Origin of the sequence: Sphingobacterium sp. UBA7249, assembly GCF_002472835.1 — a bacterium.
Classification (GTDB): domain Bacteria; phylum Bacteroidota; class Bacteroidia; order Sphingobacteriales; family Sphingobacteriaceae; genus Sphingobacterium; species Sphingobacterium prati.
This window is the reverse complement of the sequence record NZ_DKST01000015.1, coordinates 464,385-486,812: the sequence shown is the minus strand read 5'-3', so window position 1 is coordinate 486,812 and position 22,428 is coordinate 464,385. Positions and strand designations below refer to the sequence as shown.

The 22,428-nt window shown below is 40.8% G+C and carries 20 protein-coding genes; 11 read left to right on the top strand and 9 right to left on the bottom strand.

Annotated features, from left to right (window positions below; all coding sequences use genetic code 11):
* The first annotated feature begins 35 nt into the window (after nucleotides 1–35).
* The gene (locus B4A24_RS12800) at nucleotides 36–1,220 is read left to right on the top strand and encodes an MFS transporter (RefSeq protein WP_293945443.1); all 1,185 of its coding nucleotides are present in this window, start codon (nucleotides 36–38) and stop codon (nucleotides 1,218–1,220) included.
* Between the two features lie 153 nt (nucleotides 1,221–1,373).
* Here the strand turns inward: B4A24_RS12800 and fabV are convergent, their stop codons facing one another.
* On the bottom strand, nucleotides 1,374–2,576 hold the full coding sequence (gene fabV / locus B4A24_RS12795) for an enoyl-ACP reductase FabV (RefSeq protein ID WP_293945442.1): 1,203 nt from the start codon (nucleotides 2,574–2,576) through the stop codon (nucleotides 1,374–1,376).
* Nucleotides 2,577–2,737: 161 nt separating this feature from the next.
* Between fabV and B4A24_RS12790 the strand changes: the two genes are divergently transcribed.
* Nucleotides 2,738–3,676, top strand: coding sequence for a multidrug resistance efflux transporter family protein (locus B4A24_RS12790; RefSeq protein WP_293945440.1), 939 nt, complete (start codon nucleotides 2,738–2,740; stop codon nucleotides 3,674–3,676).
* A 17-nt stretch (nucleotides 3,677–3,693) separates the two neighbouring features.
* Here B4A24_RS12790 and B4A24_RS12785 read toward each other — a convergent pair whose 3' ends face one another.
* From B4A24_RS12785 to B4A24_RS12775, 3 genes are all read right to left on the bottom strand, one after another.
* Nucleotides 3,694–5,529: an ABC transporter ATP-binding protein gene (locus tag B4A24_RS12785; protein ID WP_293945438.1), complete on the bottom strand. Its 1,836-nt coding sequence runs from the start codon at nucleotides 5,527–5,529 to the stop codon at nucleotides 3,694–3,696.
* Between the two features lie 115 nt (nucleotides 5,530–5,644).
* Nucleotides 5,645–6,439 (bottom strand): S1/P1 nuclease, encoded by a 795-nt coding sequence (locus B4A24_RS12780; protein WP_293945436.1) that lies wholly within the window; start codon nucleotides 6,437–6,439, stop codon nucleotides 5,645–5,647.
* 22 nt (nucleotides 6,440–6,461) lie between these two features.
* Nucleotides 6,462–6,923, bottom strand: a complete 462-nt coding sequence (locus tag B4A24_RS12775) for a DUF4268 domain-containing protein (RefSeq protein ID WP_293945434.1) — start codon at nucleotides 6,921–6,923, stop codon at nucleotides 6,462–6,464.
* 100 nt (nucleotides 6,924–7,023) lie between these two features.
* Here B4A24_RS12775 and B4A24_RS12770 point away from each other — a divergent pair, with 100 nt between their 5' ends.
* Complete coding sequence (locus tag B4A24_RS12770) at nucleotides 7,024–7,560, top strand: lipocalin family protein (RefSeq protein ID WP_293945432.1); 537 nt, start codon at nucleotides 7,024–7,026, stop codon at nucleotides 7,558–7,560.
* Here B4A24_RS12770 and B4A24_RS12765 read toward each other — a convergent pair.
* Nucleotides 7,557–7,862: a hypothetical protein gene (locus B4A24_RS12765; RefSeq protein WP_293945431.1), complete on the bottom strand. Its 306-nt coding sequence runs from the start codon at nucleotides 7,860–7,862 to the stop codon at nucleotides 7,557–7,559. The genes B4A24_RS12770 and B4A24_RS12765 overlap by 4 nt on opposite strands.
* Nucleotides 7,863–7,982: 120 nt before the next feature.
* Entirely contained in the window at nucleotides 7,983–9,287 is a 1,305-nt protein-coding gene (locus tag B4A24_RS12760) for an ammonium transporter (protein ID WP_293945429.1), read from the bottom strand.
* Nucleotides 9,288–9,543: 256 nt separating this feature from the next.
* On the opposite strand from B4A24_RS12760, the gene B4A24_RS12755 reads away from it, so the two are divergent.
* A complete protein-coding gene (locus tag B4A24_RS12755; protein ID WP_293945427.1) occupies nucleotides 9,544–10,596 on the top strand; it encodes an outer membrane beta-barrel protein in 1,053 nt (350 codons plus the stop codon).
* 189 nt (nucleotides 10,597–10,785) lie between these two features.
* Here B4A24_RS12755 and B4A24_RS12750 read toward each other — a convergent pair whose 3' ends face one another.
* Together B4A24_RS12750 and B4A24_RS12745 are read right to left on the bottom strand one after the other, a co-directional pair.
* Nucleotides 10,786–12,168, bottom strand: a complete 1,383-nt coding sequence (locus B4A24_RS12750; RefSeq protein WP_293945425.1) for an OmpA family protein — start codon at nucleotides 12,166–12,168, stop codon at nucleotides 10,786–10,788.
* 78 nt (nucleotides 12,169–12,246) lie between these two features.
* On the bottom strand, nucleotides 12,247–12,654 hold the full coding sequence (locus B4A24_RS12745; RefSeq protein WP_293945423.1) for an NUDIX hydrolase: 408 nt from the start codon (nucleotides 12,652–12,654) through the stop codon (nucleotides 12,247–12,249).
* Nucleotides 12,655–12,756: 102 nt separating this feature from the next.
* Between B4A24_RS12745 and B4A24_RS12740 the strand changes: the two genes are divergently transcribed.
* Both B4A24_RS12740 and B4A24_RS12735 read left to right on the top strand, forming a co-directional pair.
* Nucleotides 12,757–13,776: a L,D-transpeptidase gene (locus B4A24_RS12740; protein ID WP_293945422.1), complete on the top strand. Its 1,020-nt coding sequence runs from the start codon at nucleotides 12,757–12,759 to the stop codon at nucleotides 13,774–13,776.
* A gap of 83 nt (nucleotides 13,777–13,859) precedes the next feature.
* Nucleotides 13,860–14,621 (top strand): murein L,D-transpeptidase catalytic domain family protein, encoded by a 762-nt coding sequence (locus tag B4A24_RS12735; protein ID WP_293945420.1) that lies wholly within the window; start codon nucleotides 13,860–13,862, stop codon nucleotides 14,619–14,621.
* Nucleotides 14,622–14,712: 91 nt separating this feature from the next.
* Here B4A24_RS12735 and B4A24_RS12730 read toward each other — a convergent pair whose 3' ends face one another.
* The gene (locus B4A24_RS12730) at nucleotides 14,713–15,411 is read right to left on the bottom strand and encodes a prolyl oligopeptidase family serine peptidase (protein ID WP_293945418.1); all 699 of its coding nucleotides are present in this window, start codon (nucleotides 15,409–15,411) and stop codon (nucleotides 14,713–14,715) included.
* Between the two features lie 223 nt (nucleotides 15,412–15,634).
* Here B4A24_RS12730 and B4A24_RS12725 point away from each other — a divergent pair, with 223 nt between their 5' ends.
* From B4A24_RS12725 to B4A24_RS12705, 5 genes are all read left to right on the top strand, one after another.
* Nucleotides 15,635–16,840, top strand: coding sequence for a metallophosphoesterase family protein (locus tag B4A24_RS12725; protein ID WP_293945416.1), 1,206 nt, complete (start codon nucleotides 15,635–15,637; stop codon nucleotides 16,838–16,840).
* 5 nt (nucleotides 16,841–16,845) lie between these two features.
* The gene (locus B4A24_RS12720; protein WP_293945414.1) at nucleotides 16,846–19,884 is read left to right on the top strand and encodes an AAA family ATPase; all 3,039 of its coding nucleotides are present in this window, start codon (nucleotides 16,846–16,848) and stop codon (nucleotides 19,882–19,884) included.
* A gap of 81 nt (nucleotides 19,885–19,965) precedes the next feature.
* Nucleotides 19,966–20,166 (top strand): hypothetical protein, encoded by a 201-nt coding sequence (locus B4A24_RS12715; RefSeq protein WP_293945411.1) that lies wholly within the window; start codon nucleotides 19,966–19,968, stop codon nucleotides 20,164–20,166.
* Nucleotides 20,167–20,478: 312 nt separating this feature from the next.
* Nucleotides 20,479–21,573 (top strand): AI-2E family transporter, encoded by a 1,095-nt coding sequence (locus B4A24_RS12710; protein WP_293945409.1) that lies wholly within the window; start codon nucleotides 20,479–20,481, stop codon nucleotides 21,571–21,573.
* Nucleotides 21,574–21,806: 233 nt separating this feature from the next.
* Complete coding sequence (locus tag B4A24_RS12705) at nucleotides 21,807–22,427, top strand: TlpA family protein disulfide reductase (RefSeq protein WP_293945407.1); 621 nt, start codon at nucleotides 21,807–21,809, stop codon at nucleotides 22,425–22,427.
* The last annotated feature ends 1 nt before the right edge of the window (nucleotide 22,428 follow it).

The following is a 22,428-nucleotide window of genomic DNA, read 5'->3' as shown; positions in this document are numbered from 1 at the left end:
GTGTAAACAAGTATTTTTGCCTAAAATTTTTTAAAATGACAGTTTCTCTTCCCGAGGTCAGTAAAAAGATTTTAGGCTATGTTTCTTTAACTTTCCTTGGTTATTTCACAATTGGCTTATCACTTGCGACCTTACCTATTTTTATCCATCAAATTCTAGGGTTTAATACAATTATCGCCGGACTGGTCATCAGTGTACAATATATTGCGACCTTCTTACTCCGGGGTTATGCCGGAAAGATCGTGGATACCAAAGGTCCCAAAGTATCTGTCCTGCGTAGCATGCTCTTTTTTGCACTTTCGGGCATTTTACTGTTGCTGGTCTTTTTATTCAAATCACAACCTTTTATTAGCCTGGGTTTATTGCTTATTACACGGCTATTTACCGGTATTGGCGAGGGTTTGGTCGGTGCTAGCCCCATCAACTGGGCTTTAATGGAACTTGGTGATGAGCATGCTGCCAAGGCTATATCATTTAACGGCATCGCCAGCTATGGTGCGCTTGCCATCGGCGCTCCGCTGGGTGTATTTATGGTGGATCATATCAATTACGAATCGTTGGCACTACTCACCATCGTCATAGGAATCCTGGGGTATTTTTATAGTAAGTCAAAAAAACCTTATCAAGTGGACCGCAAGAAGACAGCTTCCATAAGCTTCAAGCGGGTGCTTCTGACTGTCGCTCCATTTGGAATATGTCTGGCCTTGGGTGGTCTTGGTTTTGGGAGTATCTCAACCTTTATGACGCTGTATTATGAGCATTTCAATTGGCAGAATGGGGCGGCATGCTTGACAGTCTTTGGTATTTTCTTTATTCTGACGAGACTTGTATTCAATAAGGTGATTGATCAATATGGTGGTTTAAAAGTTGCCTTAGTCAGTCTTTTTGTCGAAACATTGGGTCTCCTGGTCATTGCTTTGTCTGTCCATCCCTTATGGACACTTGTCGGAGCCGCACTGACAGGCCTGGGCTTTTCACTTGTTTTCCCTGCTCTTGGTGTGGAAGCAATAAAAAGGGTCGACCAGAGCCAGCAGGGGTCGGCATTAGCCGCTTACGGATTATTTATCGATATCTCCTTAGGAATTACAGGGCCGCTGATCGGTTTTGTAGCCAATAATGTCGGTATGAGTAGTATCTACCCCTTCAGCGCCATTATGGTGTCCATCGGTTTGGCAGTAGTGGGAAATTTATGCTATAATCAACGGACAAAGCTTGCCTAATCCGGCAAGGCCGGCAGTGAAAAGCTGTAAAAAAATAAAATCCCCACCCGTGCCCATTGGATAACTGAAATGATAGAATGGGATATGCAAAATCGAATTAAAAAAGGGCCATCCAATTGTGGATCACCCTTTTTAATAACGTATATTTTTAGGTTAGTTTTCAATGCTTGGCACCGCAACGACTTCATTCGTGTCAGCGTTGTAATCTATGCCATCAAAATTAAAACCAAATAGATTGAAAAACTCATTACGATAACCTTCAATATCGGAGATTTCAGCTAAATTTTCTGTAGTTGCTTTCTCCCATAATGCCGCTACTTCTGCCTGAACATCTTCACGCATTTCAAGATCATCAACGCGAATTCTGCCTTTATCATCAAGCAACACCTTGCCGTCCGCTGTATAAAGACGTTCTGCAAACAAGCGTTGCATTTGCTCGATCGTACCTTCGTGGATTCCTTTCTCCTTCATCACCTTATACAATAGAGAGATATACAAAGGTACTACAGGAATTGCTGAACTGGATTGCGTAACCAAAGCTTTGTTAACAGAGACATATGCGACACCATGAAGATCACTTAAGATCGCATTGATAGCAGGTACAGTACCTTCTAAATCGTCTTTCGCACGTCCGATCGTTCCGTTACGGTAGATCGGATAAGTCAGCTCAGGTCCAATATAAGAGTAAGCAACTGTCTTCGCTCCATCGGCCAAAACGCCGGCAGCTTTCAGATCTTCGATCCAGAATTTCCAGTCTTCCCCTCCCATTACTGCAACCGTATTCACGATGTCTTCCTCATTTTCTATGGGCTGGATCGTAATATCCGAAACAACGCCTGTATGGAAGTCTACCGTTTTATTGGTAAAAGGCTCTTGTATAGGTTTCAAAACAGATGCATGCGCAACACCTGTTTTGGGATGCGTACGGCGTGGAGAAGCTAAACTGTATACCACTAAATCCACCTGTCCCAAATCTTTTTTGATCAGGTCAATGGTCTGTTTTTTTATATCATCTGAAAATGCGTCACCATTGATGCTTTTGGCGTATAATCCGGCTTCATGGGCTTCTTTTTCAAAAGCTGCGGAATTGTACCAACCAGCCGTCCCCGGTTTACCTTCTGCCGCAGGTTTTTCAAAAAATACACCGATTGTAGCAGCTCCAGAACCAAATGCTGCAGAAATCCGAGATGCAATACCAAATCCTGTGGAAGCACCGATCACCAGTACTTTCTTTGGACCATTCGCGATCTCACCCTTTGATTTCACGTATTCAATTTGATTTTTAATGTTTTGCGCAGCCCCTTGTGGATGCGAGGTTAAACAAATAAAACCTCTAGTTCTTGGTTGTATAATCATCTTGATTAATTTTCTTACTACTTGTTTTATTGATTAGGCAAAATAAGGAATTTTAAATGAGAAAATCGCCATAAAAATCAATTACTTTTTGTTTCATTTCCAATTAAACGGGCATTTGCTTACTTTCACAGCAGGAAATATACACCGCATTCATTTTATTTATGCCAACCCAATTTACAATAAAAAACAATAAAAAGACGGCACTTTTTTTAGGAATATTGGCCGCGTTATTTTTCGCAAGCACCTTTGTCCTAAACCGTATCATGTCCGTTTCGGGAGGAAGCTGGCAGTGGACAGCATCCTTGCGCTTTCTGTGGATGCTTCCCATCTTGTTTGTCATTGTATTGATCAGGGGCAATTTAAAACCACTCTTTTATTCGATCAAATCCGCCCCCTTGCAGTGGCTGCTATGGAGCACGATAGGTTTTGGTCTATTTTATGCTACGCTGACATTTGGTGCAAGCTTCGGTCCTTCCTGGCTGGTGGCCAGCACCTTTGAATTTACCATTATCGCAGGAATGTTTATTGGGTTATTAATGGAGAAAAAAGGGCATCGAAAAGGGATATCCAAAGCCTCGCTGCTGTTTTCGGTTATTATTTTCCTTGGCATTGTGCTAATGCAGGTTTCCGAGGCACGGGCAACCTCCGTAAAATCCATGCTTTTGGGTACTATCCCAGTATTGATCGGAGCAATCGCTTACCCGCTGGGAAACCGTAAAATGATGCAAATTGCAGGAACCAAACTGGATGCCTTCCAACGCACCCTGGGCATGACTTTATGCAGCATGCCTTTTTGGCTACTGCTCAGCATCTTCGGTTACCTGGATAAAGGAGGACCTACGGAGAGTCAGCTGCTGCAAACTCTGATGGTAGCCATCTTTTCGGGTGTGATTGCCACACTCCTATTCTTTACAGCGACAGATATCGTCCGCACCGACCCTAAAGCACTCGCCGCAATAGAAGCTACACAGGCCATGGAGGTGATCTTTACCTTGTTGGGCGAAATCATTTTATTACAGGCCGCACTTCCAAATAGTTACTCCTGTGCAGGAATTGGTCTGGTTGTCATTGGAATGCTATTGCATAGCCGTTTGCATTAGCATCAAAACAGATTACATCAATTTTCATCTCCATATAAGGTCTTACTGATTTTACTTAAATTAAGGCTGTTCGCCATAGCAGAAAAGATCTCGTAATAGGTACCCTTCTGCATATAGAGATCTTCATGCTGTCCCTGCTCCACGACATGCCCCTTCTCCATAACCACAATGGCATTTGAATCTATAATCTGGGAGATGCTATGCGATACAATAATCACCGTTCGATCTTTCTTGATTGCGTCCAAGCTATTTTTAATCTGCTCCGTAGCAATGGCATCCAGATTTGCCGTAGGTTCATCCAGAAAAATAATAGGCGGATTTTTTAGGAACAGCCTTGCGATCGCAATGCGCTGCTGTTGTCCACCGGAAAGTAATTGCGCATCCGAGTCATATCCCTTTGGCAGTTCCATAATCTGCTGATGGATATATGCTTTTTTCGCCGCTTCCATAATTTCCTCCCGCGAGCTTCCCATCTTGCCATATTCAATATTTTCAAATATTGTTCCTTTAAAAATATGGTTACGCTGCAGCACCATACCGATATGTTGCCGTAGAAATGCCGTATCATAATCCGCCAGATCAACGCCGTCCAGCAAGATCCGGCCTCGTGTAGGCTCGTAGAATTTGTCCAGCAAATTGATAATTGTACTTTTCCCTGCGCCGCTTAATCCAACTAATGCTGTAATTTCATTGGGTTTAATTTCAAAATTGACATCTTTTAAAGCCTGCGTCCCGTTAGGATATTCAAAGAAGACATGGTTCAGCGCCAAATGTCCGCGAATTTGCGCTGGCCGATAAGTCCCTTTTGATTCGATCTGATCATCGGATTCTAAAATCTCAAAAAAGGATTCCGAATAGATCAGGGCATCATTTACTTCATCGTAAATACGGTGCAGCTGGCGGATGGGTGCCGAAACATTGTTAAATAGCATGATATGAAACATAATCGCTCCAATCGTAATTTGTCCGGATAGAACCAAATAGGCCGTCAGCACGATAATGCCAACGACAGCAATCTGCTCCACAAAATTTTTGATACTATCATAGAAGAAACTTGTTTTTCGGGTCTGCATCTGGTTTTCCGTCATTTCATATTGAATCTTTTCGTGTCGCTTCGCCTCTTCGGGCTCCCGCACAAAAGATTTGATGACAAGAATTGAATCGATCAGACCGATAATCCGATTATTTTTTGATTCACGGTATTTGCGCATCTGCCGCCTAAAACCCGTTAGTTTAGAAGCCTGTGTCTGACCGATATAAAGATATAAAGGAATGACAGCAAGCCCTACCAAGCCAACGTATACATTGGCGTAGAACATACAGACCAGGGCAATGATGGCGTTGGCAAATAAGGGGAGAATATCAATAAAGAAGTTTTGTACTAAACGTGTCAATGAGCTGATCCCTGAGTCGATACGTGTCGCCAGCTTGCCACTTTCATTATCTGCTGATGTATAAAAAGCGAGCTTATAGGTCAAAATACGACTGACAATGGATTGCGAAAAATCACGTGCAATATAAATACGAAGCTTTTCCCCGTAAAATTTCTGTCCAAACTGCACCAATGCATAGACAATTTCCTTGAGCAATAGTACCGCGCTGATGATCCCGACAATGTACATCCCCTTTGACAAGGGTTCCTTGGCCACCATCAAGGCGTTGATGGTATCTACCGTATACCGCAAAATAAAAGCATTGATCTGTGCAGCAAATGATCCGACAACGGTCAAAAGCAAGGTATAAACAATCAATTTACGGTAAGGACGTGCAAAGGGGATAATTTTTTTAAACAGCTGTGGAATGGTCATAAAGAAAGATTTACGATGTGCAAGTAACAAATAAGCACTATGCATTGTTTAAAAATAAACAGAAAAAATGTAAACCTACCGTCCGAGACCGAAATACTGACACAAAAAAGTCGCATCATAACCATGATACGACTTTTATTCGTAGTGCATTAACTTTGGACTAACCAAAAATGCGGTTCAATACCTTAGCCAGACGCAATCCACCTTTTAACAGACATTGTTCCATCGTATCTTTATTTTGATAAACATACGAATAAGACAAATTTGCATTATTGGCAACATCAGCATAAATCTTCTCAGCGAGCTGATTGGATTCGTACAGCCAATTAGACAGTTCGCCCGCGGCCAATTGCTCATTCTCCTTTTTTCCGTTGACATCCAATACCGTTGCATATTCGGTATAGCTATACTTCTCATTATCCACAAGATCACTGTCCCAGACACGGTGAATATTGGATTTTTTCCCAAACCAGCTTACCTCGATCTTGTTACCGCCCTGATCTTCCGCACGGCTGACATGCATAGGCTGGTGAGCATCTCCCAGGATATGGATCAAGAAATAGAGATTTTGTTTCTGCTCGTCCAGCGAAATATTTTTATCAGCAAAAGACTGTTCGATACGTATTGCCATTTTGTATAAATTCTCATCAGCCGAATTTTCAAGTCCCTGCTGAAACGTTGCCCAGGGTAAATTTGAATTTAAATTTATGAAATGCGCATTGCCTAATTTCTTAAATTCAGGATTCGGATCCGACTTGATAAAGTCCCCCCAATTTGCCCAGTATGCCAGCTTTTGCTGTCCAATGATTTTTCCGATATTCTTTTTTGCTTTTTTGTTCAAATGACGCTCTGCTATTTCGGCGACGACGCGGTGCCCAATGGTCCCCCAGGCAAATACCGATGAAAGCTGAAAGCACAAAGCTACAGCCAACAGACCCTTAATCACTTTTTTCATTGTTATATTTATTTTATTGTAATTATTTAAAGATATCGAATGCGTATTTTGCCGAAGACCAGAACTCATCTAACGCGATCATCCGTGGTTTAAAGAAAGCGATCAGTTCTCCCCATTCCGTTTCCTTAAAAATGCTATGGCCGGCTAAGGTTTTATAGATCTGGCAGTAGGGCTTGCCATATGCGTCATAACTATCCATATCCCATTCCCAATCTTCCCCAAGGATAGCATGAAGCAGCGCTTTATACTGCATGAACTGCTCCGCCATTAATGTGCGGATTCCGGCATCCGCATGTGACCAGATAATCGCAATTTTCGCAGTATTTTTATCCGCATCCATCTTAAAATACAAATGCCTGACGCCGGTCTTATAGTTAATCCAATTGACTTTTTCGCCGTCTGCAGCGGCGTGCAGGGACATGAATTGCCCAAATTTGGTCCAGAACAGCTGTTTCAATTGCTTTACTTCTTCTCTTGAATACACAAATACAATTTTTAAGTCAACAAAATTAAGAAAATAGCGCGGTATGCCTAAACCATATTGGTATTAAAATTGTTGTTTTATCAACAAACAAATCCAAAAGATGAATATAGACAAGAAAAAATCGCTCTTACTGCTGACCGCTGTGGCGTTGGGAACGGTGGCATACAATGCGTTAAAGCCCGTTATCTCCCGTCCGGATGTAGTAGATCCTTTTGATTTAGATAAATACCTCGGGAAATGGTTTGAAATTGCACGGCTTGACTTTCGCTGGGAAAGAGGGCTCAGTCAAGTTTCGGCAGAGTATACCAAGAATAAGGATGGAACAATCCGGGTCAACAATCAAGGTTACTCGGAGGAAAAAGAACGCTGGAAACAGTCCATCGGAAAAGCTAAATTTGTCAACAGCTCCCACGAAGGTGCATTGAAAGTGTCATTCTTTGGCCCCTTCTACAGTGGTTATCATATTGTAAAAATAACTCCCGACTACAGCTACGCCCTTGTGTTTGGAGACAACCTCGATTACATGTGGATTCTGGGCAGAAATACGGAGATTCCGGACAAGATCAGAAATGAGTTTCTCACCTATGCTTTACAATGTGGCTATGAAACCGGCAATCTGGTCTGGACAAAGCATTAATCAAAAATTGGCGCGAGTACCTGGTAATTGAGCGTTGGATCCTGGGCTAAAACATCAGCGATCTCTTGAAGATCTTGCTGATTGATCGCATTTTTTATTCCTGCATTATACAGACTCGCGAGAAATAGCGCGGCTTCACGCTTTTCAACTAACGCCAAGATAGCGCTTCCAACATAGAAATTGAGAACAGATGCAGCGTAGTCACCAAATATATGGAAACCAAAATCACCGTTTTTTTGTAATGCATGGCGCATCATTTTCTCAAAATCCGAACGCAATGTTTCTTTTGTTGTATCTTTCATAACGAAAACTAAATATTGTGCAGCATATTCGCTCTGTTGGACAAAGGTGCAAAAAAAATCCCAAACAATGCCGTGTGAAAAGCATTGTTTGGGATGATAAAACGATTTTGACCTTAGCAATTAAAGTGCCTCAGCGTGCTGAGAAACGTCCAAACCAAGTTCCTCATCTGTTTCTTCTACACGTAAAGGAGAAATTAGATCCGTTATTTTTAACAGTACTAAAGAGCCTACGAAAGCAAAGAAAGATACTGCAAATAAAGCTACCGTATGCACAAAGAATAACTTAGTTTCTCCAAAAAACAAGCCATTGTCAACAACCAATGGATTTACATTATGGTGTGCAAATACACCAGTCAGCACCATTCCTACCATACCACCTACACCATGACAAGGAAACACGTCCAATGTATCATCGATGCTGGTTTTGCTCCTTAAATAGACAACTAGATTACTAATCAATGCAGCGACTAATCCAATGACCATGGCATGTGGAATGCTCACAAATCCTGCTGCTGGCGTAATTGCTACCAGTCCCACAACTGCACCGATACAAGCCCCCATCGCTGATGGTTTTTTACCGCGGATGATATCCACAAATATCCAAGCCATTGCAGCCATTGCCGAGGCTGTAGTTGTGGTTGCAAAGGCGTAGGCTGCTAACGAGTTGGCACCTCCGGCCGAACCTGCATTAAATCCGAACCAGCCAAACCACAACAAAGCAGTTCCTAAGATCACATAACTAATACGTGCTGGATTATGTGTCTGTGATTTACGGCCTTTTAAATAAATTGCAGCAGCCAATGCCGCCCAGCCTGCTGACATGTGCACAACAGTGCCGCCGGCAAAATCAAGTACACCAAATTTTGCCAAAATTCCTTCCGGATGCCAGGTAGCATGCGCCAATGGCATATAAATAAAGACACCGAACAAGATAATAAACAACATATAAGAGTTAAATCGAATACGCTCAGCAAATGCACCGGTAATGAGTGCAGGCGTAATGATCGCGAACTTCAGCTGAAACATGGCGAATAAGACCAATGGTATGGTCGGTAATGCACCCCAAGCGACATTCCCTAAAGTACCTTTCATCATAAAGAAGGTGCGTGGATCACCTATAATTCCGCCGATATCATCACCAAAGGCTAAACTGAATCCAACAATAACCCATAGGATCGTCATCAGGCACATACAGATAAAACTCTGCATCATCGTTGAGATCACATTCTTTTTACTGACCATTCCCCCGTAAAAAAATGCCAAGCCGGGCGTCATAATCAACACCAATGCTGAAGAAGTCAATAACCAGGCTGTATCCCCCGTGTCAAACTCTACTTTATCCAATGCAGATAAATCTATCGAAGGAAATACAAGTCCTAATACGCCCAAAAGTACCAGAACAAAGAGTGGAATAATTTTTTTCATTTTTTTAAACTGATTAGTGTTTATTAATACGTCAATAAATTTTAAATAAAATACAAAAACAAAACAAAAACCCTTTCTTACTTATTGTTTTGACAAATATAAACTCTTTTTATTGAAAAATTACTATCAAATATTATTTTTTATGATATTTTTTACATAATTTCACAGAAAACAAAAACAAAACCACAAAAACCTATAAAAAAACAAAGAAAAATCAACCAAAATTCAAACAGATTAAACTTAAAACCTTATCAACATGAAAAAAATCTTAACAATCATCATTTTTTCAATAATTTTCATACAAAAATCAAAATCACAAGAAGAAAACAAAGAAAAACCTATTGAAATATCCGGATCTGTGGATACTTACTGGAAATATGATTTCCAAAACAAGCCTAATATCAACACCTATTTTACGGAGGATAATAATTCAGTCTCCATCGGAATGGTTGACCTCGCAGTAAAGAAACATTTTAAAAAGGCTTCTTTTGTAGGAGAACTCTCCTTTGGCCCACGTGGACAATATCGTTCTATTATTAATGGAGACGGCCAGCCGGGTGATGATAAGAACAGCTTTCACATTCAGAATTTATATGTAGGCTATGATCTTACCGACAAACTGAATCTTACTGCCGGATTCATGGGCACATTCGTGGGATTTGAAGTCATCTCTCCCACTTACAATTTTCATTACTCCACTTCCTATTTATTCGGAGCCGGCCCTTTTCAGGATGCAGGTCTGAAAGCGACTTATAGTTTTTCTGACAAATTTGCGTTAATGGTCGGTATATTTAATGACTGGAATGTTTATCAAGATCTGAACGGGGTCTCACATATTGGCTCACAACTAGCGTATAGACCTAACGAGAAAGGCAGCTTCTACTTAAATTTCCTAAGCGGGTCTTCTGTTGGGGGCAAAGAAAACTACAGCTCGGGCACGCTTGTGGATTTTGTAGGAAATTACGATTTCACACCAAAATTCTATCTTGGTGTAAACGCCACACATTATAAACGAAGAGCCGAAGGCGGATACACCGGAGTAGCTCTCTATCCAAGAGTTCATCTCTCAGAACATTTCGGAATAGGATTGCGTGAAGAGTTCTTCCAAACGCACAAAGAAGAAGCCAATGGTATTCCAAGGTCCAATATGTTAGCCACCACATTGACCGCTGAATACAATTACCATGGTTTCAAATTCATTCCCGAAATAAGAATTGATAAAAGCAATACCGAAAAATTCGTTAAGAATGACCTATCTCCGACAAAATCAGCCGGCCAGTTTTTATTAGCCTGTGTATATAGCTTCTAGATCAGCGATGCAACACTTTATTCTCCGCTATAATACCCATAAAATGAGTTCAAATTATCTCGAAATTGATATAATTCCATAAAATTCCAACTATTAACAGAAAAAGCGGATTCTTTAGGATCCGCTTTTCTATCTTACATTTTTTACGCAAACTTATATTGCTAACCTCAGCTCCATGTTCAATCCACATCACCGGACACTGACAGAGACATGCCGATCTAAAATCCGGTCAGTTTCCGGAGCATCGGCTGCGTATTTCGCAAATTGTGATCCATAGCCTTCCGCTCCGACGACCTGTTTAGAGAGCCCCGCCTTATCCAGATAATCTTTCACAGCATTTGCCCGATCCAATGATAATTTTTTGTTGAAATCTTCATTTCCGGTTTTATCGGTATAACCACCAATTTTCACATTAGCCGTTGGAAAGGCTTTGAGTATTTCTGCCAAATTACTAAGTTGGACCTGGCTTTCAGGTAATACCTTTGCAGTACCGGTTTCAAAATTCAGGTTATCAAAATCAAACCAGGTATTTTTCAGAGAATCTTCGCCCAAGGATTTATAATCGGATTTTAAGAACTGAACCAATTGGTCTTCTATTCCGCTTTTAAACGCACCTAACTTTGCACCATTTGGCAGCGCCACATCCAAGCGCTCACGATCAATTTCGCTAGACGGGCCGCCTTCCGCTATATTTCCTGAATCTAACTGTACTTGATTGACACTGGTATCCGAAGATCCCTCTTTTTTATCACTACTACAGCCCTTGCCAAATAAAAACCAAAGAAGCGCTATGACAATTAACGCAATTAAAATCTTCCACCATCCACCACCTGAAGAGTTTGTTGATGCAGCACTTGCTTTGACAGCATCTGCTCGGGGTAATGCCAAAGGTTCCTTATGCGCCCCTAACTCTGTAGCCGGGTTAATAACAGGCGAATCTTGATGATGTTCGACATTTTTTACAATCTCTTCAGCGGGGTTTTCAGGCACGACTGTTTCGGGTTCCGAAAAATGATCACCATCAAATAGTTTTCCAAAAGCGCCTAAACTCAGACCAGCAGGGATGGCAGCAGCAAATGCAGTCTTATTCTCTTTTAATGTTTGACTTATTACACTTGCATCCCAGTGTTGCCCCTTATTCGTCAAGCTGGAGAATATAGCTGGTAGCGAGAAGCGCATCAATTTGTGAACTGAGTCTGCACTAAAGCCTAGATAGCCCGCAATGGTACCTATCACAGTCTCTAACCCACCACCAAATATAGAAGTCAAGATATTGCTATTGCCCGAACCTTCCGAGACTAATTCTTGGCCCTCTACGTCTCCATCATTTGTCCGATCACCTAAAAATTGATTAGGGTCAAAATTCGAAAAATGCTGTTTTCCTTGTTCCAAAATTGCCGCCATTCCACCACCATTATCGGACTGTTGACTCAAGCCTAATAACAGGGCAGGAACAACAACGTTCAAGCCCTGTTTTACCTGTTCATGATCTTGGTTTAAGCTTTGTCCGAACCGAGTAAGAATCTCGTCATTAAAAAAGTCTTTAGTTGATTTTAAAAGCTGATTTTCCATAACCTTAGTTTATTTATTGTTTATATGATAAAACATTAACAAACAAAGGCTTAAATTGTTCAAATCAAACTAAGGCTGTCAAAAGTCTCCGGACAGCCACTTTGGCACGACGAATTCTTCAGCGAGATGAGCCAACTGATAATTTTGCCAATTATCTTTTTTGATCCATTGTAGTTCTTCCAATTCTGCCTGAGGTACAAAAGAAAACTTTGCCTCAAGTTTTATCAAATAAATATATCCTTCAACCAACGTATCAACTTCATTTACAGCCTTCGTGCTGTGCAGCCCCATAAACCGCAAGACCATACCACTTGCATCAAATTGCAACTCTTCACCGAGCTCTCGAATCAAAGCCTCTACATCACTTTCTCCGGCAGCAATCTTCCCTCCGGGCAATTGAAAATATTTTGACCCCTTCTTTCTAACCATCAATAAGTCTCCGTCAGGACCAATCATCATTGCTGAACAAATCACAATCTTATGCATACTATTACTTAATATTACAAAACTAACTTTTTATCAATCATTTAAAAAATGTGTTTTATTCTTATATTTAAAGAATAAAACAACAATTTATATAATCCATATATGAATAAAGGATTAACACGCCTCGTATTTAGCCTATTAGTTCTAGCGTTGGGTTGCCAGCAGGAAAAGAAAAGTACAGTACAAGAAGAGCGGCCGCCTAAGCATCAGGAAGCTGCTCACACTAAAAAGCAGGAAGAAAAGCCAAAGCCAGTGACAGCAGATGATATCGTTATCAAAAAAGACCTGCTATACAAAAAATATACACTGGAAGACACTTATCCTTATAAGGACACCACGCGTGGTTTTCAATGGGATAAAATAAAGGAGCAGCTGGCTTTTGTGGAGAATTTTCAGCAGACGCCCTCACGCTATGCCGTTCTTCAGAATTATCAGAATGAACAAGGAGAAGCTCCCACGATTAAAGATTTCAAACGAGATGCATACAAACGCGTTGCTGACAGCTTCAATGTGGCTCGCTATCAAGCTGCCCCATTATACGATCTGGCCACGGCCAAACCTGTCCGTTACGGACGTGACGGATGGCTGGTTCGCATACAAGGTGCAGATACCCTAGCTAGAATACCGATTGCAGGCGTATCATTTGACGGAAAATATACGATTCCTAAACGGTATCTACGTCTAATAAGCGATAGTGTGCAATTTAATATTATTAACGTTGTTGACGTCAAAAATCAGAATATCTGCACATTGGAAAAAGTGGACAGAGAATGGCTTGTACGTAGTATGAATCCTATCACCAGTGGCAGGCACAAACCGCCACATGCTCAAGAAACGCCAACAGGGCTTTTTGTAGTACAGGAGCACAAATCAAAAATGTTTTACTATGAAGACGGTACGCGCACCTATGCTGGCTTTGCTCCCTATGCGACCAGATTCACGGCGGGAGCTTATATTCATGGCGTTCCGGTCAATAATCCAAGCGGCAGTATCATCGAATACAGCGAAAGTTTGGGCACGACGCCTAAGTCTCATATGTGTGTCAGAAATGCGTCATCCCATGCTCAATTTGTCTACAAAAGGTCAAAAGACCTTTCCTCTCTCGTAATTGTTATTGATTAACAATATTTAACATTCTGTAAATCAAATATGTATTAACTTTAATAATTATTTTTGTAAACATCTACACAGAAAAAGGGAGGAGAATGGGAAATACGTTTATGTTTCTTTTAATGGCATTAAATACAGCTTTGTCAACGAAAGAAGATTTAAAAACAACAAATCAACAGACCAACATCCATCATATAAATGTAGAACGTCAACGTACAGAAGTTGATTCTTTATATGATGAAATGAATTTAAGCCCGGTATTAAAATACGAGGCGTTCCGACAAGCAATGGAAGGCAGAAAAGAGCTATCCATGAACAACAGAGATATTATGACAGTCATTGACTTTTCCCTGGCATCCACGGAAAAAAGACTTGTTGTGCTTGATCTGGTCAACAAAAAGATACTTTTTAATACCTTGGTATCTCACGGTAAAAATAGTGGCGAAAACTATGCCACAAATTTTTCAAATCAGCAAGAATCCTTAAAAAGCTCCTTAGGTTTTTTTGTCACCGAAAATACCTATAATGGAGAAAATGGCTACTCGCTGGTGCTGAATGGCCTGGAGGAAGGAATAAATGATAATGCCAAAGCACGGTACGTGGTCATGCATGGCGCAGATTACTGCAGTACTGGAACAATTTCAAGCTTGGGAAGATTAGGTAAAAGCTATGGCTGCCCGGCAGTACCCCGGGAATATGCTGCACCAATAATCAATACCATTAAGGATGGCACCCTGTTATTTATCTATGCAGACAATCAGGAATATCTTGCAAAAACGCATTTGATCCATCAACCAAATGTATTAATGGCGCAATTCAGCCGTCAACAACGGCTTGAAAACACAGATGAGGGTTAAAATAACAAAAGGCTGATGAACATCAGCCTTTTGTTTTATACAGTATTTTAAATGACCTAAACAGCGCAAACCTGACGCCCATTTGTAAACCTTAGGATTTATGCTTTTTCTTAAATTTTAACATCCAGTCATAAATCGCATCATCGTGAAATAAACGTTCGACGCTACCGTGCGTTCCACCTTTGATCACATTTAAGCTCACATCAGCATCGGGATCGGCCTTTTTTATGGCATTCATAATTTTTCTGGACTCTGAAATTGGTACAGCACGATCAGCTGTTCCATGATGCAGCCAGATAGGTACCTGGCTCAGGTTGGAAGCATATTGGCTCGATCCGCCACCACAGATCGCCACGGCAGCCGCAATACGGTCCGGATATTTTCCGGCAACATCCATGGTACCGTACCCCCCCATACTCATTCCACATACATAAATACGATCTGGATCAGCATGATAATGCGCGATAACATAATCGACAATTTCGATCACTTTATCTGGATCCCAGCCGCCACGGGATTGGGGAGCAACAATAATTCCGGGCACCTCCTGCCCCTTATTAATGGCATATAACACCCCATAGCGTTTGACACGATCTAAATTTGTACCCGATAAGCTCCGGCCATGCAAAAACACAAAAACAGGCTGCTTTTCAGATGCCGCAGTATCCCGGTCGGCATCTTTCAATAAAAAAGGATAAGCTGTTTCCCCTTTGATTGCTTGTATTTCTTGTGCATTTAACTTCGTAAAATACAGAAAGAAAACACATAAACACAGGTAAATTTTATGCATAAATTTAATTTATCAACGATTACTTAGCTTAATTTTGGAAGACTAAAAATACAATTAAATGATTTTTACCGACCGCATTTAACAACTTTTAACATTTCTGTATCATCCAGCGATACCATTTAAACCTACGCCAGCATAAATTTAGACGGATATGCAATTATAATTGCATATCCGTCTAAATTTATCTTAGTTTGTACTATCTGGTAAAAATTAAGGGCTCATCATGAAAATACTACATACTGCAGATTGGCATTTAGGAAAGCGATTGGACAGCTTTTCCCGCATGGATGAACAACACCTGGTCATGGAGGAAATTATCCAAATAGCAGACCAACAAGAGGTGGATCTGGTGCTTATTGCTGGCGACCTTTTCGACAGCTTCAATCCCGGTGTAGAAGCCATCGAGCTCTTTTACAAAACCATCAAACGACTGGCAAAAAATGGTATGCGCCCTGTAGTCGCTATTGCAGGGAACCACGATTCACCACATTTGATCGATGCGCCGGATCCGTTAGCGCGGGCCTCTGGCATTATCCTTATCGGTCATCCCAATACCCTTGTCACGCCGTTTACAGCGGAAGGTTTCGCCGTTCTACATTCAGACAAAGGTTTTATTGAGCTTCGTATTGACGGTCATGACTATCCTATCCGAATACTGCATACCGCGTATGCCAACGAGATCCGCCTCAAACAATACCTCGGGGAAGAGAAAGAAGTTCAATTAAATAGAGCGCTCGCAGAAAATTGGCTGAAGCTGGCTGAAGCCTATTGTGACGACAAGGGTGTCAATATCCTGACAGCGCACCTCTATATGAATAAAATTGGCACACCGCTGATCGAAGAACCTGATGGAGAAAAACCCATTAAAATTGGAAATGCTGACCTGATTTATTCCGAATCTATCCCCGATCAGATTCAGTATACGGCATTGGGCCATATCCATGGATTCAAAAATATCGGCTCCGCGCAAAAGCCTGTTGTATACGCTTCATCACCGCTTTGCTATAGTTTTGCCGAAGCAGGACAGACAAAGTATGTCAACATCGTCAATGCTGTACCAGGCAAAGACGTCACATACGAACAAATTGCACTCCGCCAAGGAAAACCGCTGGTCCGAAAATCGTTTGCGGATATTGGCCAATGTATCACTTGGCTGTCCGAAAACCCCGAAACATTCGTGGAGTTAACCCTAAAATCGCAAACATTCCTGAAAGCTGAAGACCGTAAACTGATTTATCAGACGCATTCAGGAATCGTCTATTTAATCCCTGTTGTTCAACATGATCAACAAAATACGCTGGATACAAAAGAAATTAATCTGACCCAAGATATCGCCACACTATTTGGGGATTATTTTAAATCCAAAAATGCCAACCAGGCGCCCAATGAAGATATTCTTAACCTCTTTCGCGAAATACTAAATTCTTAAAGCCCATGATCCCTTTAAAGTTAATTATAGAAGGCATATACTCTTACCAAGAACGTCAGACAATAGATTTCACCGCGTTGACAGATGTTGGACTTTTTGGGATCTTTGGCGCTGTTGGCTCGGGCAAATCTTCAATTTTGGAAGCAATTACCTATGCCTTATATGGCGAAACCGAGCGCTTAAACGCTCGGGATAGGCGGGCCTATAATATGATGAACCTGAAATCAAACCGTTCGTATATCGAATTGGATTTCATCAACTTCGATAACCGCACGTTTAAGATCACCCGTGAATTCAAACGGAACTCCAAAAATTTTGAAGATATCAAATCGCCTACCGTAGTATTGTACGAAAACATTAATGAACAATGGATTCCGATGGAAAGCAGTAACACACAATCCATCATTGGATTAAGCTACGAAAATTTCAAAAGAACAATCATTATTCCCCAGGGACAATTCAAAGAATTCATTGAACTGGGTGCGAAAGAACGCACCGATATGATGAAAGAAATCTTTCAGCTCCACCGCTTTGATCTGCAGGACAAAGTAGCGACACTTTATAAAAAAAATCAGTCTGAACTGGACCAGCTCAATGGCCAGCTGATCAGCTATGAAGAGGTCAACAGCGAGCATATCCTGGCAATAAGGGACAAGCTGCAGGGGGAACGGGAATCTTTTATATTGGCTCAGGATAGCAACAAGCTTCTTCAGGAAAAATTCCAGCGCCTCAAAAATATCAAAGAGGATTTCTTACAACTGCATAAAATGAAATCTCAATTTCAACAGCTAATAGATCAGCAGGCAGAAAAAGAACATCTACGCCAGCGTATGATCCGCTTTGAAGAGGCATATACAAATTTTTATCATAGCCTACAGTCACAGGACAAATTGAAGCAGGAAAATAGGTATGAACACAGCAGACTGCAGCGCGAGGAAGCAAAGTCCAACGATATCCAGCAGCTTACTCAACAGTTATCGCTGCAGCTTCAACAAGTTAAACTCCAGTACGAAAGACTATCTGAACGGCGCATCAGTGAGTTGGATCTGGAACTTATTCTGCAGCTGATCACTTTTTCATCAGAGATAAAAGGGCTAAAAGAAAGCGCAGAGAAAGGACGGAATTTTGTCAGGGAAGCCAAAGAACAGCAAATACAAAGTAAGACCAGTATTCAAGAAACGGAAGCCTTACTCCTTCGTCTGAAACAATCGAAACCTTCTGCAAATGAGCTGATGGAACTGGGTCAATGGTATACAAGACAGCAGGCTATTCTCCAACAGGAAGCTGAACTCCATCAACAACTTACTGAGCTGAAGACTACTATAGCCGATCTGAACGATAATTTGCGACGCCGGGGCTTCGATGCTGTCGAATTTGAATCCAAGTACAACAGCGAATTACTAACCCTTGAGACCAGGCTCAGCGCACTAAACGACGAGAAAGCACATCTTCTGTTACAGCAAAAGCTAACACATTTTGCCGAGAATCTGAGCGCAGGCTCCCCCTGCCCTTTATGTGGAGCCCTGGAGCATCCAGCTATCGCTGAAGGCATCGACATTACCCAAGAACTTGCTGACAATCGTGATGCCATCGCGGAAATCACTGGGGCGATAAAATCCAGGACCGATCAGAAATTCGAGATCGAAAAACTCTTGCTTCGCCTGCAGTCACTTGAGGCGCAGCAAAATGATCTTACAGAAAAGAGCCGTGCACATGAATCGCTTAAATCCAATCACCTGCTTCAGTTTACCTGGAAGAATTACAGCAGTGCTGACGAGTCAGTTTATACGCAGAAAAAACAGGAACTTACCAGCATTGAAGCTCAGATCGTGGCAACAGAGCAAATCTTAACCAACCGGCAGCTGGTATTGGCGGATTTAGAGAAAAAACTGGACAAAGCGAACAATAGATTAAATGAACTTGAAGTAAATGAAGCACGAAAACAGACCCAGATTAATCAAAATATTGGACATCTTAAACATTTAAAGTGGCCAGATTACCAGCCCTTGGAACATGCGACTGTCGAAAACCAATATAATACATTAAAAGCAGAGAACCTCTACATAGAAAAGCACTATAACGAGCTTACGGAACAGCTAAATGGACTAAACAGTCAACTTGCCGCACAAAATAGCTTAGTACAATCTATTCAGGATCGGATTAGTAAAATTGATACCGAGATAGTACAAGCTGAAGCGGTTATCGAGCAACTTCTGAAAGTTTCTCCTTTCAACACAATAGATCAGGTGAAAGAAACTTTAGCTGAGAACTTACCAGTTCAGCAGATCCGAGCTGAACTTGAGCAATTTCAGATCAAATTTGAAACCCTGAAAGCACAAATTGCACAGTTAGACAAAAAGTTAGTTGATAAAGTGTACGATGAAGCATTTTTTTTACAGCAAGAAACTGCATTGGAACAAAATTCTCATCAGCTAAAAATTCTTACGGAGAACGTCGCTAAATATGAGCAGGAACTGAATCAGCTGGAAACTGCTTTTGAAAAAAAAGAAATTTTACTACACGAGCAGGCAAGGCTAGCGCTACGGAATGATGATCTGAAACAACTGTTCAACCTATTTAAGGGTGCGGGATTCGTGCAATACGTATCATCAATCTATTTACGTCAGCTCTGTGATCACGCGAATATCCGCTTTCACCGGATGACCCGCAACCAGTTGAGCTTACATATTAATGAAAACAATGAGTTTGAAATCATAGACTATTTAAATGAAGGGAAAAGTCGAAGTGTTAAAACGCTCTCTGGCGGTCAAGCTTTTCAAGTCTCCCTGAGTCTGGCGCTAGCCTTAGCCGAAAGTGTGCAATCTAATACCAAAGCCTCAAAAAACTTCTTTTTTATTGATGAAGGTTTTGGTACTCAAGATATTGCTTCTGTCAATATCGTTTTCGAAACGTTGCTTGATCTTCAAAAAGAAAATCGGATTGTCGGCATTATCTCCCATGTGGAAGAATTGAAAGAACGGATTCCATTATCGCTTTCTATAGAAAAAGATGAAGAACGAGGTAGTCAAATTTTCATTAATTAATTGCAAATCCAAAAGTAATTTTGTAAATTAGTATAGCGTCAGTAGCCAAAAAACTGGCGCTAATAACCAAAAAGAAAGATTATGGGCTTATTTTCAAATAATAGGAAAGGGAAAGGGTCACATCCTTTTATTCATAAATCCGCTAGATCAACCGTTCGTTTAGCTGCTGCAACTAATAATCCTTCTACTGCGCATTCGCCGGCGCACTCCATACTCTTCGTCAAGCAGTATGATATTATGACCATTCTAAAGGAAATTCTAATGCCACAAAACCAAAATTAATTTTCACCATAAATACATCCCTTAAGCGACAGTTTTTTTGCTCCGCTCCTACTTTTGTTGGTATCCTGTCCACAACATATAGCAGTATTGATGTACCCAAATTTTTGCAGTTGAAACAATGCTTTAGCCGGATAATCCCCTCCACATCCTATTGATTTACCAATCTCATCGCTTAGGTTTGTCGACTTGAAAAAGAAATTAAAAAATCATTGAAATTGTAAAAAAGTAAGTTTAATTTAACAATATAAAACATTTGTAAAAAAATATTGTCATACGATACATAGAAATTAAAGTGATATTTATTCCAGACACATGAAATACAAACAGATCAACAACAATTCCATTAACCAGATCATGCTTATCATCATTATTCTGCTGATATGCATCTTGATATTTACGAATTTATTCTATTATCTTCCCGGCTTTTTGGGCGCAATAACATTATATATCCTCTTTCGAAAAATCAATTTTAAATTGACCGAAGAAAGAAAATGGAAAAAGTCCATCGCAAGTCTTTTATTAATCCTGCTCACGATTGTATTTCTGGTCGGCCCGCTTTATTTACTGATCAATTATATGGTCCCTCAGGTAACTGATGCAATCAGCAATAAAGATGAGATTATGGAAAAATTTGATTCCATTAAAAACTATTTCAAGGATAGTCCATACCTCAGCAGCATTGATCTATCGGATACCGCTTTGATGGGCGGACTCCAGCGGGCAGCAAAGTTTATTCCAAATATCCTGAATTCCGTTGCCGAAGTTGGTGTCAATGTTTTGGTAGCCTTATTTGTACTTTATTTCATGTTGGTAAGCAGCAAGCAGCTAGAACGGACCATATATAATGCCATCCCATTTTCCACAGGCAGTAAAGCAGAGCTATGGAAAGAATTCGATATGATGGTCAAATCAAATGCTATTGGCATTCCGATCCTGGCAATGTGTCAAGGTGTTGTCGCTGGTGTAGGCTATTGGATTTTCGGGCTTGAAAACCCAATTTTTCTGGGTATTTTAACCGCAGTATCGACCATTATTCCCATTTTAGGCACAATGGTGGTCTATCTTCCAGCAGCTGTATTTCTATTGGCAAATGGACAATCCGGCAATGCCATCGGCCTCGCACTATACGGCATCATTATCATCGGGAGTATTGACAATGTCCTTCGCTTTACAATCTTAAAAAAACTGGGCGATGTCCATCCTTTAATTACTGTTTTTGGTGTATTGCTGGGATTAAATTTATTCGGCATGCTTGGATTGATATTTGGACCTCTTATTCTTTCTTGCGTAGGCGTACTCCTTAAAGTCTATAGTAACGAGTTTGGCCGTGGTACACCAGAAATCATCCAATCCACCTCGCTGATAGATCCAAACAGTCCACCTGACATCAAAGATAGATCACAATAAGACAAATCCCAGGACAAATAGCAGTAGCCCGTGTTATTGACATTTAACCAGTAAACTGTCATAACTTAAGATTAGACACTGCATAGTCCCATTTTTTTTATAGTTTTGATCCTTCATTGATTTCGTTGAAGCATGGTTGGCATTCAGCTAAAGTTGAGCTAAAAAACACATCCTATTGACGAATCTAAAACAATAAAAAATCACGGAAACTGATTTAAAATCAAAGGTAGTCTATGAACAAAAAAATAATCTTAGGAGTAACCGCTGTATTAGCAGCAGCTATGCTTTATTCATGTAACAATAAAGGCAATCAAAAGGCAACTGGTACGGAAAGTAACACACCGGAAAATACCGCAGATAGCCAAGATCACGCAGGTCACGATCATGCTGGCCATGACCATTCGCAAGCGAGCCCCGCGCAGTCTTCCGAACCAGCTGCAATTCTTCCTAATTTCACTTTTTACCAACTTCGATCGGGTATACGTGTTAGCAATGAGAACCTTGCTAAAGATAAGAATACCGTTTTTATTTTATTTGATCCGGGATGTAGCCACTGCCAGCATGAAGCAACCGAACTTGAAAAAAATATCGATCGTCTAAAAGATGTAAACATCTTCTACATTTCCATGAATGATCCGGCATTGGTATTAGGCTTCTTCGACAGCTTTGCACCAAAATTGTCTAAATCCTCCAATGTAGAGGTATTGATTGACAAAGATCAAACCTTTATCCAAAGCATACATGTCCCCTCACAATTCCCGGCAAATTATGTCTACGGTGCTGATGGCAAACTAAAAGTACATTGGGAAGGTGAGAAAAATATTAATGAGGTGATAAGCCAATTTCATAAATAAG

Coding starts and splice junctions, on each gene's coding strand:
- B4A24_RS12735 (WP_293945420.1), top strand. CDS start 13,860: ATGGGAAATACGTTTATGTTTCTTTTAATGGCATTAAATACAGCTTTG.
- B4A24_RS12740 (WP_293945422.1), top strand. CDS start 12,757: ATGAATAAAGGATTAACACGCCTCGTATTTAGCCTATTAGTTCTAGCG.
- B4A24_RS12750 (WP_293945425.1), bottom strand. CDS start 12,168: ATGGAAAATCAGCTTTTAAAATCAACTAAAGACTTTTTTAATGACGAG.
- B4A24_RS12770 (WP_293945432.1), top strand. CDS start 7,024: ATGAATATAGACAAGAAAAAATCGCTCTTACTGCTGACCGCTGTGGCG.
- B4A24_RS12705 (WP_293945407.1), top strand. CDS start 21,807: ATGAACAAAAAAATAATCTTAGGAGTAACCGCTGTATTAGCAGCAGCT.
- B4A24_RS12730 (WP_293945418.1), bottom strand. CDS start 15,411: ATGCATAAAATTTACCTGTGTTTATGTGTTTTCTTTCTGTATTTTACG.
- B4A24_RS12720 (WP_293945414.1), top strand. CDS start 16,846: ATGATCCCTTTAAAGTTAATTATAGAAGGCATATACTCTTACCAAGAA.
- B4A24_RS12725 (WP_293945416.1), top strand. CDS start 15,635: ATGAAAATACTACATACTGCAGATTGGCATTTAGGAAAGCGATTGGAC.
- B4A24_RS12755 (WP_293945427.1), top strand. CDS start 9,544: ATGAAAAAAATCTTAACAATCATCATTTTTTCAATAATTTTCATACAA.
- B4A24_RS12800 (WP_293945443.1), top strand. CDS start 36: ATGACAGTTTCTCTTCCCGAGGTCAGTAAAAAGATTTTAGGCTATGTT.
- fabV (WP_293945442.1), bottom strand. CDS start 2,576: ATGATTATACAACCAAGAACTAGAGGTTTTATTTGTTTAACCTCGCAT.
- B4A24_RS12780 (WP_293945436.1), bottom strand. CDS start 6,439: ATGAAAAAAGTGATTAAGGGTCTGTTGGCTGTAGCTTTGTGCTTTCAG.
- B4A24_RS12745 (WP_293945423.1), bottom strand. CDS start 12,654: ATGCATAAGATTGTGATTTGTTCAGCAATGATGATTGGTCCTGACGGA.
- B4A24_RS12790 (WP_293945440.1), top strand. CDS start 2,738: ATGCCAACCCAATTTACAATAAAAAACAATAAAAAGACGGCACTTTTT.
- B4A24_RS12765 (WP_293945431.1), bottom strand. CDS start 7,862: ATGAAAGATACAACAAAAGAAACATTGCGTTCGGATTTTGAGAAAATG.
- B4A24_RS12785 (WP_293945438.1), bottom strand. CDS start 5,529: ATGCATAGTGCTTATTTGTTACTTGCACATCGTAAATCTTTCTTTATG.
- B4A24_RS12710 (WP_293945409.1), top strand. CDS start 20,479: ATGAAATACAAACAGATCAACAACAATTCCATTAACCAGATCATGCTT.
- B4A24_RS12715 (WP_293945411.1), top strand. CDS start 19,966: ATGGGCTTATTTTCAAATAATAGGAAAGGGAAAGGGTCACATCCTTTT.
- B4A24_RS12760 (WP_293945429.1), bottom strand. CDS start 9,287: ATGAAAAAAATTATTCCACTCTTTGTTCTGGTACTTTTGGGCGTATTA.